This window comes from Martinezella lusitana (genome assembly GCF_900094565.1).
GTDB classification, from domain to species: Bacteria; Pseudomonadota; Alphaproteobacteria; order Rhizobiales; family Rhizobiaceae; genus Rhizobium; species Rhizobium lusitanum.
This window is the reverse complement of the sequence record NZ_FMAF01000006.1, coordinates 121,422-139,877: the sequence shown is the minus strand read 5'-3', so window position 1 is coordinate 139,877 and position 18,456 is coordinate 121,422. Positions and strand designations below refer to the sequence as shown.

Sequence of the window (18,456 nt, the reverse complement as noted above, 5' to 3'; positions counted from 1 at the left end):
TGACCGATGTCACGAATGGGAGTCGCGCATGTCCAGTCAGAGCTTCCCGATTTTCGATCTCGGCGCCTTCGAGGCGGCACATCTCGAGGACAAGAGACGTCTTGGGACCGAGGTGGACCGGATATGCCGCTCGACCGGTTTCCTGGCGATTGCCAATCATGGCGTCGCGGATGCGGTGATTGCGAATGTCTGGGACAAGACCCACAGTTTCTTCGATCTGCCTGCCGAGACGAAGCAGCGGGCCAAGACGCTCTATCCGGGCTATCCCTACGGTTATCTCGGCCCCGGCACGGAAGCCCTCGCGAAATCGCGCAATGTCGACACGCCGCCGGACTTGAAGGAAAGCTTCAATGGCGGTCCGCTCGCCGTGCCATCAGGCATGAGCGATCCGGAGGCGCTCGGCTTCTGCTATGCCGCGACGATCTGGCCCGAGGGACCGGAGGGTTTCACGGAGGCATGGAAGGCCTATTATAGCTCCATGGAGGATCTGGCGGCGCGGATCATGCGGGTGTTTGCGACGGCGCTCGGTCTCGACGAGCATTTCTTCGATACTTACGTGGACGCGCCGATCAGCGCGCTGAGGGCATTGAACTATCCCGAGCAGCATGTGCCGCCGCAGCCGGGCCAACTGCGTGCTGGCGCCCATACCGATTACGGCAGCCTGACGATCCTGCTGCCGCAGCCGGGTTCCAAGGGGCTGGAGATCATTGCACCTGACGGTCGCTGGACGCCGGTGCCGCCGGTGGAGGGCGCTTTCGTCATCAATATCGGCGACCTGATGGCGCTTTGGACCAATGATCGCTGGGTTTCGACCGTGCATCGCGTCGTCAATCCGCCGCCGGAAGAGGGCGGTATGCAGCGGCGGCAGTCGCTGGCATTCTTCCATCAGCCGAACTGGTTTGCCGAAATCGCCTGCCTGCCTTCGTGCCTGAAGCCGGGAGAGGCGCCGAAATATGCACCTGTTCTTTCCGGCCCCTATCTCATGGGTAAGTTCAAATCGACGGTCACCGCCAAGGCCGGCTAATGCGAGCAGGATAAGCCGGCTCTCAGTCTTCTTCAGAAATTGGAATGCTTCATGTCCCTGCGCCTTGCGACCTTCAATGTCGAAAACCTGCTGACCCGTTTTGATTACACCGGCTTTCGCAATCAGTTGCGCCAGGATCGCGTGTTGCAGCTCTTCGATGTCCGCAACGAGAATGTCTATCAGCAGCTGGAAGCTGCCCGCGTGGTCGCCGCGGCTGACGACACCCGGCAGATGACGGCGCTCGCGATTGCCGACGCGGATGCCGACATCATCTGCCTGCAGGAGGTCGACAACATGGCGGCGCTGCAGGCATTCGAATATGGCTATCTCTACCGCATGGTCGGCAATGGCTATCGGCAAAAATTCCTGATCGAAGGCAATGACAGCCGTGGCATCGATGTCGCCGTGATGATGCGCGAGGAAACGCGTGACGGCCAGCCGATCGTGCTTAATGACATCAAGAGTCACGCCATGGTGACTTATGGCGATTTCGGCCTTTTCAATGACGAGTTGGCGGAACTTGGCCTTCATTCGGAAGACAAGATCTTCAAGCGCGATTGCCTGGAACTCCATCTCCATATCGGCGGCGTACCTTTTTCGCTTTATGTCGTGCATCTGAAATCGATGGGGCCGGCGCGGGAGGGCGTCGATGGCCGCCGGGCGACCATACCGATACGCCGTGCCGAGACGATGGCCGTTCGCCGCATCATCGAAGACCGGTTCGGCGCCGGCCATACGGCAACCAAGAACTTCGCTATCTGCGGCGACATGAACGACTATCAGGAGTGGATCGACGTCATCGGCACGCGCCGCACCGGCTATAGCTTCGAGTACCGAACAGAAAAAGGAGAAAGTGCGCTCGACGTTTTCAGTCGCGACGGCTTTATCGAAAATGTCATGCATCGTCGGGAGGAGCTCGACCGCTGGACGCTTTATCATGCGCGGGGGCCGCAGGAGCAAAGGCTCTGTCAGCTCGATTACATCTGGCTGTCTCCCGCTCTGGCGCGCGCCAATGCTACGCGCGTCCCCGACATTGTCCGCTCGGGCCAGCCTTTCCGGACCATATTTCCGCCGGGACAGGAGGTGGAGCGATATCCGCGCGTCGGCTGGGACCGGCCGAAGGCATCCGACCATTGCCCCGTTGTCATCACATTGGATCTCGTATGACCGCCCCGAAATTGCAGAGTGACATGGCCGGCTGGCCGCCGGAAAGTACAGTGTTTCCAGTTTCCCGGATCGATCTCGCCGTGCTGCCTGGCGAGCATCCTTTCCATCTCAGCGAATTGGAGGCGGCAAGAGAGAACTGGATGAAGGAGATCGCCGCCAACCCTGCACTCTTTGATGGCCGCATGATCTTCCAGCATCGGCTTTCGCTTGCCGATGGTGTGGTGAAGGGGGAAGCCTATGTGACACCGTTTTCCACATTCCTCTGGTGGCGCAAGCAGAGGGAGCGGGGCGGCTTTCACGTCTTTGCATTTGCGGTGGCGGTGTCGTCCGACGGCGCGATCATCGCGATTCGCATGGCGCCGCATACGGCCAATCCGGGCCAGGTTTATTGCGCCGCCGGATCGATGGATGAAAACGATATCGTGGATGGGCATTGCGATGTCGAGGGTAACATGCGCCGCGAGGTTCTGGAGGAAACTGGCCTGGATCTGAATGAGGCAGCCGCCGAGCCTGGCTATTATGCTACACAGGCGAACCGTTCCGTAACGCTTTTTCGTGTTTTCCGCTTCCCATGGACCGCGGAGGAGATGCTGCGGCGGATCGAAGCGCATATGTTGGTCGCCGAGGAGGATGAGATCGACGGCGCGATCGCAATCCGCTCGGCCGATCCCACGGCGCATCGTTACAATGTTGCGATGCTGCCTATTCTCGCCTGGTTCTTCGGCGAAGCGGAATAGCTTGGGCTTGCGCTGGAGTCGCTTGCCGGTATGAATGGTTAAGTCTGGAAACTTGGATGGAGGCCGGATTGGCGCGCAGCTACAGTGTCTATGATGTGTTCACCGACAGGAAGCTGGCGGGCAATCCCCTTGCGATCATCTTCGATGCCGAGGGCTTGAGCGACGAGGCGATGCAGGCCATCGCCAGGGAGATGAACCTTTCCGAGACGGTGTTCGTGCTGCCGCCGCAGAATCCCGCGCATACGGCCAGTCTGCGAATATTCACGCCTGGTCGCGAACTTCCCTTTGCCGGGCATCCCACCGTGGGCACGGCGATCGCACTTGCGGAGAAGGCCCATGCCACGCATGGCGGCGACATCGATCTCGTTTCCGTGCTGGACGAACGGGTCGGGCCGGTGCGCTGTGCGATCAGGCTGCGCCAGGACAAGGCGAGCTTTGCCGAGTTCGACCTGCCGAGGAAATCGCAGCAGATCCTGCTGCCGCTCGACAGGGCCGATATCGCCAATGCGCTCAGCCTGAAGATCACCGAGATCGGCTTCGAGAATCACGTGCCGTCCATCTGGAGCGCCGGCGTACCTTTCCTGCTGGTGCCGGTGCATGATGTCGGCGCGGCGGAGCGGTTGGAATTCGATCTGCAGCTCTGGGAGAAGACGGTTCCCTTCGTCGATGGCGCGCTGGCCTCGGCCTTCATCTATTGTCGCGGCGGCGTCAATCATGCCGCCAAGTTCCATGCGCGCATGTTTCCTGTGGGAATGGGTATCGTCGAGGATCCGGCGACGGGTTCAGCAGTGGCCGCGCTATCGGGCGCGATCAATCAATTCGACGCGCTCCCGGACGGGCATCATCCCATCATCATAGAGCAGGGTATCGAGATGGGACGGCCCTCGCTGATTCATCTCCACCTCGATGTCGACGACGGCCTGATCGCCAACGCCCGCATCGGCGGCCAGGCCGTGCGCGTCGGGTCCGGAATTCTTGAGCTTTGATTTTGCTGGCTTTTCGGCGGTCTCTGAAATTTTTTTGACAAATAATCAAAGAAAATTCGTCTGGCCGCTGGACAATCAAACCGATCCTATTTATATGCCCGGTCACGCCGCCAGCAAGCGGTACGGGTGATTAGCTCAGTTGGTAGAGCAGCTGACTCTTAATCAGCGGGTCGTAGGTTCGAGCCCTACATCACCCACCATTTAACTACCTGAAATGGTATCATAATTTCCATTTATATCCAAGACTTTCCAGACTAGGTTTGGAGAAGTTTGGATTTGGTTTGGAGATTTGTTCACGAAGTTTTCCCTTCAAGCTTGAGAATAACGGCATCCCCTGCGGTTGCATCGCCTGCGAGATAGTGCGTCTCCAGAATGCTCCGCACATCCACGATCGAATGGCCGGAAGCTTCGGCTATGTCTTCGATCGAGGCGCCAGCGCGTCGAGCCCTGGTAATGAAGGTTCCGCGCAAGTCGTGGAACGTGAGGCCTGACACCTTGGCCGCTTCAACTGCTTTCCCCCAAGAAGTTCGAAAACCATCACTGGTCCATGTCTTTCCATGCGAATTGGTGAGGATCGTCAAAGCTGGCACTTTCCGCTCATCATTCAATTTCTTCAAGCGCTCAAGGGTCGCCCGCAATTCGCCAGAAACCAAGACGATGACATGTCGGCCGGTCTTGGCTTGCTTGAGGCGAATGCGCATCCCATCGTAGGATGACCATTGAAGGCGCAACAGGTCGCCTTGGCGCTGTCCGGTCCACAGGGCAAGCGTAAGCGCATCAGTGATCTGCTGTGATGCCTTTTCGCGAAGCTTTGAGATATCTGCCGGCAGCCATATCTTCTCGCGCCGCGTGCCAGTCTCAGCCAGCCTACCGGCTTTCACGCATGGATTTCGCTTCAGCTTCTCGGTATGGACGCCGAATGCCATGATTTTTTGGAGTACTGACCAAGCGAGGTCGGCAGTACGCGGGCGATCCGCCATTTCCGAGCGCCAGTCTAGAAATACGGCACGCGATCCGGTCTCCTCGATCGCCGCAATCGACATATCCCCGAACTCCTCTTCGATCAGTTTGATATATTGAAGGTACGAACGGCGGGTGCTAGGCTTGCGCTGTTGAAGATCCGTGCGCTTATAGAGCGTGATGATCGATTGAAAGGAATTCGAATCTGGAGACTTTTTCTCTTTCGTCAGCCTTCTGAACTCATCATAAAATGCGCTGGTCCCGTATTCAGCTTTGATCCGCGGGCCATTTTTCCAAGCATAATAGTAATCGCGCTTGGTCCCATCAGCCAATTTCTTGCTGGTTTTATGCAGACCTTTGAGCTCGACGCGCATTCCTGCGTTCCTTCCACGCATCTAGTTCAGAAACAGCTTTCGATTCTGTCGCAATGCCGGATAGGCGGTCAAGCTCTCGATCGAGAGCGACCCGATCCCATCTATGAGTTCCAGGAATGGCAGGTGGAATTCTCCCCTCCTTGATCCAATTGTTGAATTGGGTCGGCTTCAGGTTCAAGTAGGCAGCAGCTTCGGTCTTGGTGAGAAGGCGATGGTTTATGGTCATTTCCCCTCCCTACCTATGTTTTCCCTTTGTTCTTGCAAAGGATTGGAGGAGGTTCCCGGAACGACAGAGTCCAGAGCTTCCAGAAAGTCATCACGCTTGATAATAATGTCGGCGAAGGTTAGATCTTCACGACCGAAAACGTGCTTCCATGCCCATTTGATCCGGTGCCAGACGCTACCGTTTCTAGTCGATACGAATGAGACGGTCAGACTTTCTGGGATATCTTCGTCTGGCTCGATCACCAAGCAATGGTATGGCGTCCTACAGTCGCAAGGAATATAAATCGGTTTCATCGACCCACCTCACATTCCCAATCTCCCCAGGATCGGACAAACAGACCCTTGCGCTCGCGGCAATCCTCATGGAGGCTATTCCACTGTGCTGTCTCGCTTTCGATCTTGGCAACTTCGACAGCAGAGTGGTAGCGCTGGCAAGAGACGACGGAGACTGACAGAGTAACGCCGATCGATATCCACATGACGATTGTTGCTGCGGCTTTTGATTTAGTCATGGTCCGCCTCCTTTGCCTTAGCAACTGCGCTAATACCCATCCCAAACAAAAAGCCACTGGTGGCACCAGCTGCCCATAGGTTCCAATCTGACGGGGATGTGAGGAAAATAGCAGTGAGACCAAATATGGCTGTGATCACGCCCATCGTTATAAAATACCGCGGAGTCATGGTGTAGGCTCCTTCCCGATGTTAGCGGTTTGTTCTGGCAAAGGATTGGGAGCGAAACCCATCTGTGCCGCATCAAGCGGAACAAGCTTAAAATTGAGCATTGACCCATCAAGGGCGAAGAACCACACGGCCAGATCATCGATGCGAAGAGTGTAGTTGGAAGCGACGAGAACGCGCTCAAGTTTGTCCTGGCGCCATCCGAGACGACGGCACATGGTGCGGCTAGAAATTCCCTTGTCGAGAAACGACTTTAACATCCACCAGCGAAACCAAGTGTTCAAGTCCACAAATTTTGTGAGGTTTTGGCCGTATAGGTTCATTCCGGCTCCTTTGCCACAGAAAGAGAGCGGATAGCGGCTGCTACGTCCAGATTGCCACCGACATACTCGGGGCCGGATTCGCCGCGAACTAGATGACTGCCGAGGCGTTCGGCGACTTGGGCGGCTTCTTCCAACGCTTTATTCCGTATGTCTAGCGCTGGATCAGGCAAAATGCTGCCATCGCTAACCAATTTAGGGAAAAGGCTCTGATTGCAATTGAGTAAAATATGCGCATACAGGTGGTAGTCGATAGATTTGGTGAAAGCATGTCGGCAGGCTATTCGGTGCGCTTCTTCCATGCGCTGGAGCTTGCCTTCGGCCTTTTGTGCCCGGCGATGCAACTCTCTGTTTGCAGAGAATAGATTGTCTCGATCTTTTTCGGCGGCTCTAAGCTTCTCTCTCGTATCCACTTTCTCGTGATGAATGCGGACCATATCGTCCTCGGCAGCTTCTATGCGCTGCCTGAATCTCTCGGCCTCGGTATCAACATTCAAGAAATCGCATTTGTGAATCTTGGCTCCGAAGAGTAGTGATAGGCCACGCCCGATATATCCGACTGGCTTCAAGCAGTAGGGGCAGCAATGGGCTGGAGCCTCGTGCCGCAAGTGGAGGTCAGCCATTCCCCACCTCCTTCTCCTTGCGGTAGAGAGAATTCAACCATCCCCATTTGGTGCCACGGTGGATCTCACTCACGGTTGAGTGAGTGATGCCAAACATTAAGGCTATCTCTTTTTGAGTTTTCGAACCCTTGAGAGAAAGTATTTGTCTAGCCTGATCGTTTGACAATTTAGCCCGCGCGTTCCGTTCTCCACGATTGTGCGTGCCATGTGATAACTTGTCGGCACTATTCTCTTCTTGGGTTTTCCAAGACAAGTGCCTAGGAGCCACGCACCCTAAATGACCATTCCCACAGCTATGAGCAGCGACAAGCTCAGGCTCCGGGGGCTCTCCGTAAACAACTATGCAAACATACCGGTGGGCACCGATATGTTTTCCATCTATTTTCAATTGCCCGTAATTATTGCCGGATCGGCTAAATGGCCAGATAAGGCAATCTGTGCCATTATAGTGAACGGCACTTTCATGAACAAAGCGTATCGCATCGCCTGGGGAAGCCCATCCGGCTTCTGGGTCGCCGTTTCTCATAAAACGTTGATAGTGAGGATAACAAAATCCTCTGCATCCTTTCTCATCGGTGTGAGAGTTCCGGGCGCAATCATTTACGGAGCATGGCTTGAATCTTATGTTCATACCGCACCCTCCGTATCTTTAATCAGCCGGTATCCTCCGCGCTTGCCATTGAAGCGCTCCGGCTTGGCTTTGGTTTTCCTCTTCCCAAAGAGACCGCCGGTCGATAGAAGGACTTTCCCTTCTTCAAAACCGACGACCGTCTTAGGCGGCATGTTTGGAAATCTCGGGTCGATCTCTTGCCAGACTTGGCCGATTTTGATCTCGCTCATGGCTTTTCTCTCCCTTCTTCTGATCGGGAGGGAGGAGCGGGGAGAGGACGGTAGTGCGAAGGATTGGGCTCGCTATCAGCCTCATCCATCCATAGCCATCCGCCTTCGTATTCGTCGAACTCCATCCACGCATTGTAATATCGGCCTTTTTCGAAGACCAAGACCTGCCGATCTTTCGTCGCCGCCTTGATCAGCTCATTTGTCATTTCCTCAGGGACGAGAATCCACTCATCGCCTTTTCCAGCTATAGGGAGAGGGGCGTGAAGGGGTGTTGAATTGACAGTGAACTCGGCGGAGAACTCGACGCCAGGCTCTCCGAATGGATGTTCAGGCTCCCCGGTAAATTCAGTGAGGAACTGGTCTAGCTCTAGGTTTAGTCGATGCGCCCATGCCGATGGATTCCGCTGGCACACCACGCCGCCGATGGAAGAGAGATAGGCGGAGATGGCCATTTCAGCCTCGCGCAATTCGAGGTGGACCGGCTTGTAGTTTTCATCTTCGCCGAGGATGGTCGCTTCGCAGGCCGCAGCCAAAGCCTTATCGTGTGGTGTGGTCATTGGGAGGGACCTCCGAAAATCTTCCGATGCGCGTCGATCAACGCCATCTCGGATTCAGTGAAAAGCGGTTGCGAGACGTCTTTGCCGATCAGGGCATTGAGTGAGCATTGAAGCGCCTCGCAAAGGCCGAGGATCATCCAAAGGGTCGGGTTCTTCGAGCGGCCGTTTTCCAATTCCCATATGTGGGCTTTGGAAGAACCCATGCGATTGGCGACATCATCGAGCGACAATCCGAGGGCCTTGCGGCGGTCCCGGATGAAAGACGCCATGTGCGATGTGATTTCCGGATGGTGGTCTGGTCTCGTCACCCACGCCCCTCCTGTGCCTCTGAGTGGGCAGCTCGTCCGGCTTGGAATGCTCTAACCACATCGGTCAGATCGTATTGAAGCATTCCATTGTCCTTCCGCAATGCCGTAAGGTTTGTCGTTACCCACGACAGAGCCTCGTCATCGGCCTTATCGAACAGCTTCAGCTTGTGAGCATGCTCTGGGGGAGGCTCGCAATTATATGGATCGCCGCAACACGGATTGAATTTGCAACGGTTCTTCATCACTTCGCCTCCCCTTGCTCAGGGGTGAGGGCGGCGCGGCCTTCCGATGTAATGTAAAAATCGTGGTGCATGTAAATCGCTGGGCGTAAGTATCCGTAGTCATGGAGTTTATCGGCAGTTCGCTGTTCCCACCCACCTCTAGTGATTAGACCGCCATTACTTGAGGCAGCGCGCTCAAGTAATTTCCTTTGTAATGGAGTGAGCTTCATGACCGGCTACCCTTTCGAAGTTCGTGTAGAGTACATTCAATGCAATCGATCAAATCGCGGTAGCTGCGCCAATCAGGGAAAAGCTCCTCAATCTGACCGATGATTTGGTTAGCGGGGTGTGCATTGCTGTTCTCAGCCCTAAGCGCGGCTATCTCGGGTGGGGGCGGAGGGTCTTGGACGGGTAACGCAGCGTTGGCGATGGAGATCGCATCGTCCAAATCAGCATCTTCGTCATCGACCATGCCAGCAATTTTACACAATGCCTTTTGCATCTGATTGTGGTGGCTGTTGAAAAGCTCGATGCTCTCCCAAGCCGCAAATGGATCTTCAAGTTCATCCACCTGTTCGGCGACCTTCAGCATCTCCGCAGCCAAGGCAACGACCGTTTCAATGGGGACTATCCCTTTCCCACCGCATGCGCTGCACAACAATGAAGGCTGTCCTACAGGGCAATCTTCATCCTGCTCGAATGTCGTGCAGGGGCAAGCTATCTCGGGTGCGGGGTCGCTTTGGGAGTTGGAGAGAGCGGAGCGGATGCGAGACCGGCATGCCGCAGTATCTTTACTATCTGCAATGTGGCGAAGTTGTTCATCGGAAATATTGTCCACGACGACAGATACGGCCGGAGGTTCGGCGTACAGCGGTTGCATTACGCAGCCCGTTTTCTTTTGGTATTCACGCGCACTTCTTTCGCTCGCGTCCAGTATCCACCCGTCAGCAAAATCTTTGCATCTCCAGGCGACAGCCTTCACGGCCACCGGCTCTTGCACCGCTGCGGGTGGGGATGGGACGTCCGAAAGGGCTTCGACAATACGACGCAATCCGTCAAGTTCATCGCTCAGCGGGTCGCCCTCCCAGTCACTGGGCATATTTGAACGAAATTCCTTGTCGGCCTCTAAAACCGCAGCAACGGCAATTTCAAGCATCTCCGATTTTGGTGCCCTCTCATGCCGTTCAGCATCAGAGGGGGAGGCATAGACTGGAAACGGGTCCGAACCATCAACGGACTTGTCGCCGGCCCGCGCTACCTCGTAGTAGTCCTCGACATCATCGGCGGCGCGGCGGCCCTGAAGCCAAACTAGGTGCGCAATCGGTTCATTCAGCATTGTTCTTCTCCTGAGTGAGCTTGGAGCGGAGGGCTGCTATGCAGATGGCCAGCGGAAGACTGCCGCACTCGCTGCTTCCATACGACGGGCCGAAATCGCCTTGATTGTAGACAGTGACGCGAGCAACCCCGTAGAGGTTCGTCATCTCGAATTCGTCTCCGCCAATTAGGGAAACGGCAGCATCGATGGAATCGGTAAAGGGAAGGCTGCCCCAGATCAGCCCGAGATCACCGTTAGTATGCTGGACGCCACACATGCCGCGCGCTTGCTTGTGATGCCCCCATGTGGGGAAGTTAGCCCACGCCCACTCAAAGCCACCGCTGCGCATCTTGACGGTGCCTACGCGCAACGCTGCATCGATCTTGGCATCAAGCCAGCGATCTGGCCCCGTCGCCTTCTCCAGCGCTGCAATCAGCTCTTCAAGCTTTTGCATGGGAAGAACCCTCCAGTTTGGAATCAGCGATGATTTTGGCGACGCGCTTCCGATCCATCCAGACGACGATGCCGAGCTTTTGCGTTCCATCAAGGCTGAGGGGCTGCTCGGTACCAAAGGTGATCTTCGTGACGCCCTTGTTCATGTTCAGCGTCTCGGCACACTGGTCGAGGTTCTGAAACTGAACCTTGTCGTCGCCGTATTTTGCGATAAGCTCGGACAGATTCATGACCGTTCCTCCCGCATCATCTCACGACGGGAGTCGGCGGCATCCTCTACGGCTACCTGATGCTGTTCCGCCGCTTCCGACATCAGCCAGGACTTGAAGCCGTCGGCACTGGTAAAGCGATCACTGATCGACCAAGGCAGCGTCAGTTCGTCTTTGCCATCGAAGAAGCGAACGCTATCAACCTCGGCAGTCGGCTCTTCCGGAGGGGCGATCTCGGTAGCCTTGGAGCCGGGATTGACCGTGAAGTTCACGACCATCTTCATTTCAATCTCGGTTCCGCATTCCCAGCCGGATATGCAGACGACTTGTTCGGCGCGATATTTGTTGCTCACTGCTCGATCCTCTCTCTAAGACGGCCGGCAAGAGCCAAGCCTTGGTTGATGCGGGCGGTGCAGCGAACGACAGCCTCGGCGCGGTCGTAGTCGCAGAAGATGCCCCATAGGGTGTTGGCGAGTTCGTGAGGGTCGACGCCCTTGGCGAGCCAGTAGGCCTGCTCAGTGCCGAGCTTGCCGCTATGCTGCAGGGCGTGCTCCTCGGCTATGAGGGGGAGAGCGAAACGATCCGGAGCCTTGGTGCCTTTCCCTCGACCGAAATGGCCGTGCCATGTATTGGCGAATGAGACGTGGGCCGCCTGAACGCCGTATCTGCCAGTGACGACACAGGGCAATTCGTGGATGAAGCTAATATAATCGGCGCGCTTGGCCGGTCGGCGCTTCGGAGGCTCTTCTCTTGGGATATAGGCGATCCGGGATGCCATCAGAATAAATACTCCGCTTGATCAGTAAAGCGCTGTTTCTGCGGCGCATCTCGGCAGTAGTCCTCATGTCCAGCAAGCCGAACGATGCGCTTGCAGAAATCGCAGACGTGTTCGCGGACTGCATCGCGATGAGAAACGCGGGCTAGCGGAACTTTGACGTGGCCATTGCCGTGAGCTTTCGGCTCGAACGGAACTTCCCCATCATCAAGAGCGCCTGGCTCAATGAAGCAGATCAGCCTAGATCCCTTGGCTTGAATGACCGTTGCCGGCCATTTACTGATATAGACATCCTCGTCGCCTTCTGGCTCATAGCCGATCGTCTCGACGAAAACCGCATCGCCCGGGTTGAAGGCCAAGCGCTTCCACTTGCATCTCCATTTCAGCGAAGTGACGCCGAGGCCAGAGACTTGAGCCTTTACAGCTTCGCGAGCATGGCAATAGCCGGATCTGAAGACGCAGCCAGCGCAGGTTCGGTAGGTCACGATGATGCCTCCAAATCCTTGGAATGCATATGCCGGCGAACCCGATGGCGCATGCCGTAAATTTGTGAAGACATATCGCGTACGCGGTCGTCGCCATATTTTTCAGCGAAGCTATCCAAAGCGCAGATGAGGTTATAGACTTGGAGGTCCAGCTTATCGGCGTCGATCTGTTTGGCGGTTCGGAACTCAGTTCTCATCGTCTACCTCCCACTGATCGTCGATGACGATATCGTGCCAAGGATCATCGAATATTTCTTCGATCTGACGCAGCTCTTCTTCCGTGGCGCTCCTCTCCTTACGGACAACATCGCCGGCAGAAATATCCCAGACGGTGATTTCATAACGAGGGCTCACACGCGCCTCCATATCCAAACCAGCCAGGAAAGACGCTTCTTCCAACGGAGGAAGGTGGCGTAGTCCTTTAAGTCCTGCATGCGCTGGTCGTGCTTATCGAGGCGCTGGAGGGTGGTTGATCGAGCGTGCGGGTTTTTCTGGCGATGGAGTTCGGCGGATTTCATGATTCACCTCGCGTATCGCGCACAGCGCCGGAATTGATGAGATCATCGGCAGCCTTGCGGAGGTCGATCCGGCCAAGACCCGTTGCCTTCGCAGCCTGTCCCTCGCTCAATGTGCCTTCGACATGCAGACGGACAAGCCAGCCGCGCATGCGGGCGCAATCTGGGCATGGGCCAGGATTTCGGCTATACGATCCCCTGTGGCCGATAGGGCCGTATTTCTCGCGACGGGTTATCCACGCGCGCTTGCGGGTTTCGGAGATGGAAGTCATTGCATATGCCTCCATTCGAGGCATTCCTTGCAGGCCGTACCGATCGGTCGGCCGCAGCATTTCTCCATGGCGGTCTTGCCTTCGCGCCGAGCGATGATTCCCTTTGCGTTGCCGCTGACAGGGTTTTGCCGGATTGGGGTGTAGGAGACGCTGCAGAAACCTTCCTTGCCGTTGGTCGGCTCGAATTCATAATCTCCACAGTCGCTTTTCGTGCCGGGTGCGATATAGACAATCGCGCGGCTCATACTATCGTTGTACTGAACGAAATGGGCCGGAAATTCCGAAAACGTGACGCCCCAATATGGATCAGCATCTCCGTCAGAAGTCCGAACAATGACGTTGTCACCCGGCTGAAACTCAGGTACGAATTCCTTGCAACGATGCATGATAGAGCCGACGCCAAAGCCCTTGATAGCCTCAGCGAGTTTGGCCTTTATCTCGCATCCATTACGATGGGCGCAAGGGCCGCACTTACGATAGACGGTCATGCTGCACCACCTTTCGCCGGCCAGATCGTCACCGTCTCGCCGTACTTAAGAGCCTCGCGCACGAGCCAAACGATTTCCTCGTCGCTCTCGAAAGGCACATGGGTACGGCAGAGGTGGCCATCAGCATCGCGGGTCTCCGCCTGCCATCCGGCTTTGCGGACATCTTCTTGCGTCTGAAGATTTACCGGGAACGGATTTTTCATGCCGCATCCTCCCCATACTTCGTCCCACAGAAGGCGCAATACGTAAGGAACATGGAGACAGCCTTCATCTTACCGCGACCTTTATCGATCTGATGTGTTTCGATCATAAGGCCAGGGTGCTTGGCTTCGCCGAACATGATCGCTTGCGACAGGCGCGTGTTGCGAGAGGCCAGCTTTTCATTTACGGTTTCGATGCATTTGCACGTCATTCTGCATCCTCCTCGAAACCTTCAAGATCGACAGACCAATTCACAATCTTCCCGTCAGGACCGATCGTCATGATGACGTAATCGCCATAGCCGGAACCGCCGGGAGACATGATCTTCGGAACGTAGCCTCCGATCTCGCGAACGACGTTCTTTTCGGGATCGAGAAGGAAATACCGGCCTTCATCGCAGACCTTGTAATGAACGTCTGCCGTCGTTCCCTCGGGCCAATCCTCGATGACGCCGGTAGCCAGATCAATAATCGGGCACCAGTTGGACCCGACGCGAAGTGGGATCAGTTCGCCGTCCGTATCTTCCACGCCATTGACTTCGCCGTCTTCCCAATACCTGACGCCACATTCGGCTTTGAGGTATTTGACTTCCTTGCTGATGACCTGGGTAAGTTCGATTGTGAATGTCATGCGGCTCTCCGGTTCTTCAAATCTTCGGGATTAGTGAGGATCAGGCCCTGTTCTGAGAAATGCCGGTGCACGTCGTTGAGATAGGCCGTCTTCTGACGCGTCGTCATTATTCGAGTAACTCCGAAATCAAACGGCACCATCATCAGCTTGAGCTTATGCTCGTACGGGAGCGGCATGATCACGGCGTCATACTCGGCCTTGAACACGTCGTTCTCATTCCGAAGGATCGGCACGCCTAAGTGAAGCTTGCAGTAGCCGCGAACTTCTTCCGGCGTCTGGTCTCCGAGTTGGGCCGATATTTCCATGACCCATTGGCGCTGAAGACGGTTCTGGTCGTTGGTCCGGTGCTTGCCGTCCGTAATGCTGGACGCGAAAGGCAGCTTCTTACCGGCGATGAACTTGACCAGCATATCGCGGGCCTGTTCGGTTTCGATGATGCGGTTGTTGGTTGCCATGGATCACCTCAACTGTAATGAGAGAAGAGGACAAGAGAGAAGTCGGAGGAGGTCAGTGCCCGGTCAAAGGCTTCCGATACCTTTCGGGCCAGTTCGTCACGGTCAACGCCAATATCAGCGGGATCAATCTTCTTGGGAGAGAAGCCTTCATGCTTGTCGCTAACAGCGATGATCTTTCCGGCCATGCAATAATCTCCTGACATGCCGTCGTAGACGACATCGAAACGGCGATCGGGGCGGCCTTCTCCTTCGGCCTCGTGCTTATCCCAGTTGAAAGCTTTCGCGCCGACGTCAGTTGCCCACATGAGGTAGTCTGTTCTGGAAACGCCCATGGTCTTAGCCTCCGTTCAGCGAGTTAAGCCGAGCAAGCGCCCGATCACGAACCGCAAAGGCCGCATCTATCATGTCGGCATGACCTTCTGTTTCGAGCACTGCCGGCGCATCAAAGTCGTTCCAGATTTCTTCGGCGGCCTCTTCATCCTTGGCGCTGGAAAGAGACGTTTCCAGATTTTCCATGAACTCGCCGAGAACAAACTCACCTTCTTGAGGCTGGGAATTATCCACCGGTGCAGTTTCTTCCTTGGCGGGTTCGACGTTTGCCTTAGGCGGTCTTGGAGGCGTCAAAGACTTCTTGGCGGGGGACGACGATTCCGACTGATCTTTCGGCGTTATGTCGCGCATCTCCGGATCGTCACGCATGTTGCTACGGGCAATCTCGCGCTCTTCGAACTCATCACGGATACCGCCGAGGACATCACCGAATAGTTCGCGAAGGCAATATCCAGCCGCGCGCCAAGACAACATGCGTTTAGGGAATCGATACCAAGTCGCATCATTCGGCACGTTGTCGCGCCAAACCTTCTGACCATTTTCCCAGATCTGCTTTTTGACCGTCGCCCTGTCATCCCAGAGGCGAGCGCGAACTGCGTCGTCTTGGGTGAACTCGACGCGCTTGTCTTCGCTGGTATCAAGGCGCTTGGCTTCACACCATCCGACCATCTTGCCGCCGACGATATCGCAGCCGGTGCGCAGATAGGCGACCTTGCCGGACTGGCGAACGACATTGATCAGGCCATCGCCATATAGCGCCGGCTTGCCGTTGATGACAGTGAAACTGCGAAGGGAGACCATCGGCTTCAACCCAAGCTCTGATCCGGACATGATGACGATAGCCACAGCGCTGGCCGCATCGTCGCCGGTCAGCTTGCCGACAAGCGAGGATGGGGCAAGGCCAGAGGCAACAACGGCGCGCGCTACGCGGAACGTTTCTTCGAACGTTTGGGGGATGATGGCCATGACCTGGCCGCCGCCTTCAAGTGCTGGAACGTGAGCGTTCATGGATTATCTCCTAAGCATCTACGTCGTCGAAGATTGAACGATTGCCCTTGTCGTCGAGCATCGTCCGGTCTTCCGAAAACATGCGCTGTCCATTGGGATACTTGGCCTGGCGCTCTTCATCGGTGCGCAGGTCTTCGACATGGCGAAGGATCGAGGCGGAAGCCATTTCGGATTCGGTCTTGATCTCCATGACCTCAACCTTTGCCTCGCCGTGTTTGGTCGGAACATAGACGCGCTGCCCGACCTCGACGGGAAAGTCGGCGAAATAGTCGTATGTCTTGCCGCTCTTTTCCCAAGAGAACTTGACGGCGACGATTGTGCGGGTCGCTGTCTCGGTCATAGGTGTCTCCATGTTTTGCGGCGAACCGCATAGGTGATCGTTGAAGGATGGACGCCATACTCTGAGGCGAGTTCTAGATGCGACTTGCCAACCGAATTGCGGATTGACATCACCTGTTCGGCAGTCAATCGAGCCGCGCCATGGCGGTCGCCGCAAGCGCGGTTACCGTGCTCGAGCTTGTCAGCCTCATTTTCTTTGGGGGTCGCCCACTTGAGGTTTGATGGCCAATTGTGGGTGTTTATTCCGTCCTGGTGAGCGGCATGATGTTTTGCTGTCGGCGCTGGACCGTGGAATGTCCTGCATATGAGACGGTGAAGGCTCACGGAGCGCGGACGTCCTTCGTCAGTCATGATGCATGCGCGCAGATAGCCCTTCCTCTGCCTTTCAGGCTTACCAGCTATGATTTTTCCGACGAAGGTGACCGGACCTGGAAGAGCACGACGAAGGCGTCCGTGAGTGGAAACCTCATACTTGCTGTAGCCGTGGGCCGGCACCCAGCGTTCTGGCTCAAGCAGCACGTTGTTCACTGCGGATCTCCATTCCTGCGAGAGGAACACCGGCGCGCGCGGCTCTGTTTGCCAGCGTCTCGACGAGTTCGCGGATTTCGGAACGATCTTTCAGCGCCATCAGCAACTTGTCGAAGTCGGTGATCTCGGCAAAGACGAAGGTGCGGAGCGCAACGCGCGCGCCAGTGCGGCCAGCCGCAGCATTTCTCACCTGTGCGTCGCGTTCGGCATCAGCGGCTAACTGCTCAAGTCGCTCGGCTGCTGCTTTCGCGGCGGAGTTTTCGGACGCCGCAGCGGCTCGTGCTGCATCTTCGGCTTCGCGACGTTTGCGGTCTGCTTCCTCCTGCGCTTTACGCTGGCGCTCGTTTTCGATACGCTGCTGTTCGAGGAGGTAAGCATCCATGTGCCTCTTGAGCTGCTTGCTCAGGTCGGCAGGGCCTTCCTTCAGATCACGCCACTTGTCGTCGATACGACGGCCTTCGTCGAGCGACGGCTGTTTCGCGACCTTGTGCAAGTCGGTCGCCTTCTTGGCTATACCGGCGAGACGCTTCGACCAGACGGCGGCGCGGTCGGCTTGATCTTGCGTCGTGATCTTGGTCTTGAGGAATGCGGCTGCCAATTCCTTCTCGCCGGCGAACTCTTCGGTCAGAGCCTCGAAGGGATCGGACGGCTGATTGTGGTCCTTCGGAGCTAGGGCATTCGTCGGGGCGTCGTCGGCCCAGCCATTGCCGGCGGTCGCAGAATCGAAAGCTTCCTCAGTTACAGGATGACGGCAGCACCAAGTCCAGATATCCTCCGGGTGCCTCACTTCTGTTCCGTTGCGAGTGGCAACGAATGCGCCGGCTTCGTCCTGCCAGATGGCGACAGGAACCCACGGCCCGTTCTTGCCATCACGGACACGATAAAAACCCCATTCAGGCTGACCATCATGGATAGGGCCAATCTTGCCGGCGAGCGCGTCGCTCCACCAAGACCAGACATTCTTTTCAGCGGCGTGCGACATGAACATTCTCCTGATTATCGAGAAGCTGAACCTTGCTGACGTAATCCGCCCTAGACAAAGCCCCGTAGACACAGATGGAAATGAAGACGGAAGCGAGAATAACGACGTAGAATTGAACTCTCGCAGTCCACGGGGTGATAGGGAGTTGGGTGAGGTCGATCTGCTTCGGAGGTGCGGCGGAGCATTCGCCTGGGCACCAGCATTCGTGCAGATCTCGTAGAGAGCAGGGTTCCATCACAGCGCCTCGACCGGCTGGCCGTTGCGGAGCGTATAGAAGGTATTCGGCTTGATGCCGTCTTTGCCGGCGATGCCAGCCCATACGGCGACAATGGGACCGTTCCATTCAGTGCGCTCGACGAGGAAGAGGGCATTACCCTCAACGCCACTCACTTTTCCTCCGAAACCGGAAGACATGGCCGCGCCCCGAGTGCCGGTGGCGGATGCCGCGCCC

31 protein-coding genes, 1 tRNA gene and 1 pseudogene are annotated in these 18,456 nt (G+C 56.3%); 5 read left to right on the top strand and 28 right to left on the bottom strand.

Translation table 11 applies throughout. The features are described 5' to 3' along the window. The first annotated feature begins 28 nt into the window (after positions 1-28). The 5 genes from GA0061101_RS15745 (at position 29) to GA0061101_RS15725 (ending at position 4,114) form a co-directional block, all read left to right on the top strand. Positions 29-1,024, top strand: a complete 996-nt coding sequence (locus tag GA0061101_RS15745) for an isopenicillin N synthase family dioxygenase (protein ID WP_037202626.1) — start codon at positions 29-31, stop codon at positions 1,022-1,024. A gap of 51 nt (positions 1,025-1,075) precedes the next feature. Further along, positions 1,076-2,191: an endonuclease/exonuclease/phosphatase family protein gene (locus GA0061101_RS15740; protein ID WP_037202624.1), complete on the top strand. Its 1,116-nt coding sequence runs from the start codon at positions 1,076-1,078 to the stop codon at positions 2,189-2,191. Continuing rightward, positions 2,188-2,928: an NUDIX hydrolase gene (locus GA0061101_RS15735; RefSeq protein ID WP_092574092.1), complete on the top strand. Its 741-nt coding sequence runs from the start codon at positions 2,188-2,190 to the stop codon at positions 2,926-2,928. The genes GA0061101_RS15740 and GA0061101_RS15735 overlap by 4 nt, the downstream gene beginning before the upstream one ends. Positions 2,929-2,996: 68 nt before the next feature. Next, entirely contained in the window at positions 2,997-3,914 is a 918-nt protein-coding gene (locus GA0061101_RS15730) for a PhzF family phenazine biosynthesis protein (protein WP_037202868.1), read from the top strand. Between the two features lie 124 nt (positions 3,915-4,038). After that, positions 4,039-4,114, top strand: a tRNA-Lys gene (locus tag GA0061101_RS15725). Positions 4,115-4,207: 93 nt separating this feature from the next. On the opposite strand, the gene GA0061101_RS15720 is transcribed toward GA0061101_RS15725, so the two are convergent. The 28 genes and pseudogenes from GA0061101_RS15720 to GA0061101_RS39405 all read right to left on the bottom strand — a co-directional run. Continuing rightward, complete coding sequence (locus GA0061101_RS15720) at positions 4,208-5,248, bottom strand: tyrosine-type recombinase/integrase (RefSeq protein ID WP_092574090.1); 1,041 nt, start codon at positions 5,246-5,248, stop codon at positions 4,208-4,210. After that, positions 5,220-5,474 (bottom strand): helix-turn-helix transcriptional regulator, encoded by a 255-nt coding sequence (locus GA0061101_RS15715; RefSeq protein WP_092574089.1) that lies wholly within the window; start codon positions 5,472-5,474, stop codon positions 5,220-5,222. The genes GA0061101_RS15720 and GA0061101_RS15715 overlap by 29 nt, the downstream gene beginning before the upstream one ends. A 289-nt stretch (positions 5,475-5,763) precedes the next feature. Next, complete coding sequence (locus tag GA0061101_RS38660; RefSeq protein ID WP_141694083.1) at positions 5,764-5,985, bottom strand: hypothetical protein; 222 nt, start codon at positions 5,983-5,985, stop codon at positions 5,764-5,766. Between the two features lie 165 nt (positions 5,986-6,150). After that, the gene (locus GA0061101_RS15705) at positions 6,151-6,474 is read right to left on the bottom strand and encodes a hypothetical protein (RefSeq protein WP_092574088.1); all 324 of its coding nucleotides are present in this window, start codon (positions 6,472-6,474) and stop codon (positions 6,151-6,153) included. Then, positions 6,471-7,094, bottom strand: a complete 624-nt coding sequence (locus GA0061101_RS15700; RefSeq protein ID WP_092574086.1) for a hypothetical protein — start codon at positions 7,092-7,094, stop codon at positions 6,471-6,473. The genes GA0061101_RS15705 and GA0061101_RS15700 overlap by 4 nt, the downstream gene beginning before the upstream one ends. Before the next feature lie 627 nt (positions 7,095-7,721). After that, positions 7,722-7,934, bottom strand: coding sequence for a hypothetical protein (locus GA0061101_RS15695; RefSeq protein WP_092574085.1), 213 nt, complete (start codon positions 7,932-7,934; stop codon positions 7,722-7,724). Further along, on the bottom strand, positions 7,931-8,491 hold the full coding sequence (locus GA0061101_RS15690; RefSeq protein ID WP_092574084.1) for a DUF551 domain-containing protein: 561 nt from the start codon (positions 8,489-8,491) through the stop codon (positions 7,931-7,933). The genes GA0061101_RS15695 and GA0061101_RS15690 overlap by 4 nt, the downstream gene beginning before the upstream one ends. Further along, positions 8,488-8,799, bottom strand: a complete 312-nt coding sequence (locus GA0061101_RS15685; RefSeq protein WP_208865006.1) for a helix-turn-helix domain-containing protein — start codon at positions 8,797-8,799, stop codon at positions 8,488-8,490. The genes GA0061101_RS15690 and GA0061101_RS15685 overlap by 4 nt, the downstream gene beginning before the upstream one ends. Positions 8,800-9,246: 447 nt before the next feature. After that, positions 9,247-10,356 carry a hypothetical protein gene (locus GA0061101_RS15670; protein ID WP_092574079.1) on the bottom strand — a complete coding sequence of 370 codons (1,110 nt, stop codon included), beginning with the start codon at positions 10,354-10,356 and terminating at the stop codon, positions 9,247-9,249. After that, positions 10,346-10,789, bottom strand: coding sequence for a hypothetical protein (locus tag GA0061101_RS15665; protein ID WP_092574077.1), 444 nt, complete (start codon positions 10,787-10,789; stop codon positions 10,346-10,348). The genes GA0061101_RS15670 and GA0061101_RS15665 overlap by 11 nt, the downstream gene beginning before the upstream one ends. Then, positions 10,776-11,018 (bottom strand): hypothetical protein, encoded by a 243-nt coding sequence (locus GA0061101_RS15660; protein ID WP_092574075.1) that lies wholly within the window; start codon positions 11,016-11,018, stop codon positions 10,776-10,778. The genes GA0061101_RS15665 and GA0061101_RS15660 overlap by 14 nt, the downstream gene beginning before the upstream one ends. Beyond that, positions 11,015-11,350 carry a hypothetical protein gene (locus tag GA0061101_RS15655; RefSeq protein ID WP_092574074.1) on the bottom strand — a complete coding sequence of 112 codons (336 nt, stop codon included), beginning with the start codon at positions 11,348-11,350 and terminating at the stop codon, positions 11,015-11,017. Before GA0061101_RS15655 ends, GA0061101_RS15660 begins: the two co-directional genes overlap by 4 nt. Next, positions 11,347-11,775: a DUF968 domain-containing protein gene (locus tag GA0061101_RS15650; RefSeq protein ID WP_092574072.1), complete on the bottom strand. Its 429-nt coding sequence runs from the start codon at positions 11,773-11,775 to the stop codon at positions 11,347-11,349. The genes GA0061101_RS15655 and GA0061101_RS15650 overlap by 4 nt, the downstream gene beginning before the upstream one ends. Further along, complete coding sequence (locus tag GA0061101_RS15645) at positions 11,775-12,131, bottom strand: hypothetical protein (protein ID WP_141694082.1); 357 nt, start codon at positions 12,129-12,131, stop codon at positions 11,775-11,777. Before GA0061101_RS15645 ends, GA0061101_RS15650 begins: the two co-directional genes overlap by 1 nt. A gap of 312 nt (positions 12,132-12,443) precedes the next feature. Then, complete coding sequence (locus GA0061101_RS39415) at positions 12,444-12,611, bottom strand: hypothetical protein (RefSeq protein ID WP_167669563.1); 168 nt, start codon at positions 12,609-12,611, stop codon at positions 12,444-12,446. After that, complete coding sequence (locus GA0061101_RS39410) at positions 12,608-12,775, bottom strand: hypothetical protein (RefSeq protein WP_167669562.1); 168 nt, start codon at positions 12,773-12,775, stop codon at positions 12,608-12,610. The genes GA0061101_RS39415 and GA0061101_RS39410 overlap by 4 nt, the downstream gene beginning before the upstream one ends. Beyond that, entirely contained in the window at positions 12,772-13,044 is a 273-nt protein-coding gene (locus tag GA0061101_RS38655) for a hypothetical protein (RefSeq protein WP_141694081.1), read from the bottom strand. The genes GA0061101_RS39410 and GA0061101_RS38655 overlap by 4 nt, the downstream gene beginning before the upstream one ends. Next, the gene (locus GA0061101_RS15630) at positions 13,041-13,532 is read right to left on the bottom strand and encodes a hypothetical protein (protein ID WP_092574064.1); all 492 of its coding nucleotides are present in this window, start codon (positions 13,530-13,532) and stop codon (positions 13,041-13,043) included. The genes GA0061101_RS38655 and GA0061101_RS15630 overlap by 4 nt, the downstream gene beginning before the upstream one ends. Beyond that, the gene (locus tag GA0061101_RS15625) at positions 13,529-13,735 is read right to left on the bottom strand and encodes a hypothetical protein (RefSeq protein WP_092574062.1); all 207 of its coding nucleotides are present in this window, start codon (positions 13,733-13,735) and stop codon (positions 13,529-13,531) included. Before GA0061101_RS15625 ends, GA0061101_RS15630 begins: the two co-directional genes overlap by 4 nt. After that, positions 13,732-13,944 carry a hypothetical protein gene (locus GA0061101_RS15620; RefSeq protein WP_092574060.1) on the bottom strand — a complete coding sequence of 71 codons (213 nt, stop codon included), beginning with the start codon at positions 13,942-13,944 and terminating at the stop codon, positions 13,732-13,734. The genes GA0061101_RS15625 and GA0061101_RS15620 overlap by 4 nt, the downstream gene beginning before the upstream one ends. After that, complete coding sequence (locus GA0061101_RS15615; RefSeq protein WP_092574058.1) at positions 13,941-14,363, bottom strand: hypothetical protein; 423 nt, start codon at positions 14,361-14,363, stop codon at positions 13,941-13,943. Before GA0061101_RS15615 ends, GA0061101_RS15620 begins: the two co-directional genes overlap by 4 nt. Next, on the bottom strand, positions 14,360-14,818 hold the full coding sequence (locus tag GA0061101_RS15610; protein ID WP_092574056.1) for a hypothetical protein: 459 nt from the start codon (positions 14,816-14,818) through the stop codon (positions 14,360-14,362). Before GA0061101_RS15610 ends, GA0061101_RS15615 begins: the two co-directional genes overlap by 4 nt. An 8-nt stretch (positions 14,819-14,826) precedes the next feature. Beyond that, entirely contained in the window at positions 14,827-15,150 is a 324-nt protein-coding gene (locus tag GA0061101_RS15605) for a hypothetical protein (protein WP_141694080.1), read from the bottom strand. A 4-nt stretch (positions 15,151-15,154) separates the two neighbouring features. After that, positions 15,155-16,156 (bottom strand): hypothetical protein, encoded by a 1,002-nt coding sequence (locus tag GA0061101_RS15600; RefSeq protein WP_092574052.1) that lies wholly within the window; start codon positions 16,154-16,156, stop codon positions 15,155-15,157. 10 nt (positions 16,157-16,166) lie between these two features. Beyond that, the gene (locus GA0061101_RS15595) at positions 16,167-16,496 is read right to left on the bottom strand and encodes a hypothetical protein (RefSeq protein ID WP_092574050.1); all 330 of its coding nucleotides are present in this window, start codon (positions 16,494-16,496) and stop codon (positions 16,167-16,169) included. Further along, the gene (locus tag GA0061101_RS15590) at positions 16,493-17,023 is read right to left on the bottom strand and encodes an HNH endonuclease (RefSeq protein ID WP_092574048.1); all 531 of its coding nucleotides are present in this window, start codon (positions 17,021-17,023) and stop codon (positions 16,493-16,495) included. The genes GA0061101_RS15595 and GA0061101_RS15590 overlap by 4 nt, the downstream gene beginning before the upstream one ends. Then, positions 17,004-18,005, bottom strand: coding sequence for a hypothetical protein (locus tag GA0061101_RS15585; protein ID WP_092574046.1), 1,002 nt, complete (start codon positions 18,003-18,005; stop codon positions 17,004-17,006). The genes GA0061101_RS15590 and GA0061101_RS15585 overlap by 20 nt, the downstream gene beginning before the upstream one ends. Positions 18,006-18,239: 234 nt before the next feature. Further along, a pseudogene (locus GA0061101_RS39405) lies at positions 18,240-18,456 on the bottom strand (DUF7666 domain-containing protein); the annotation flags it as partial.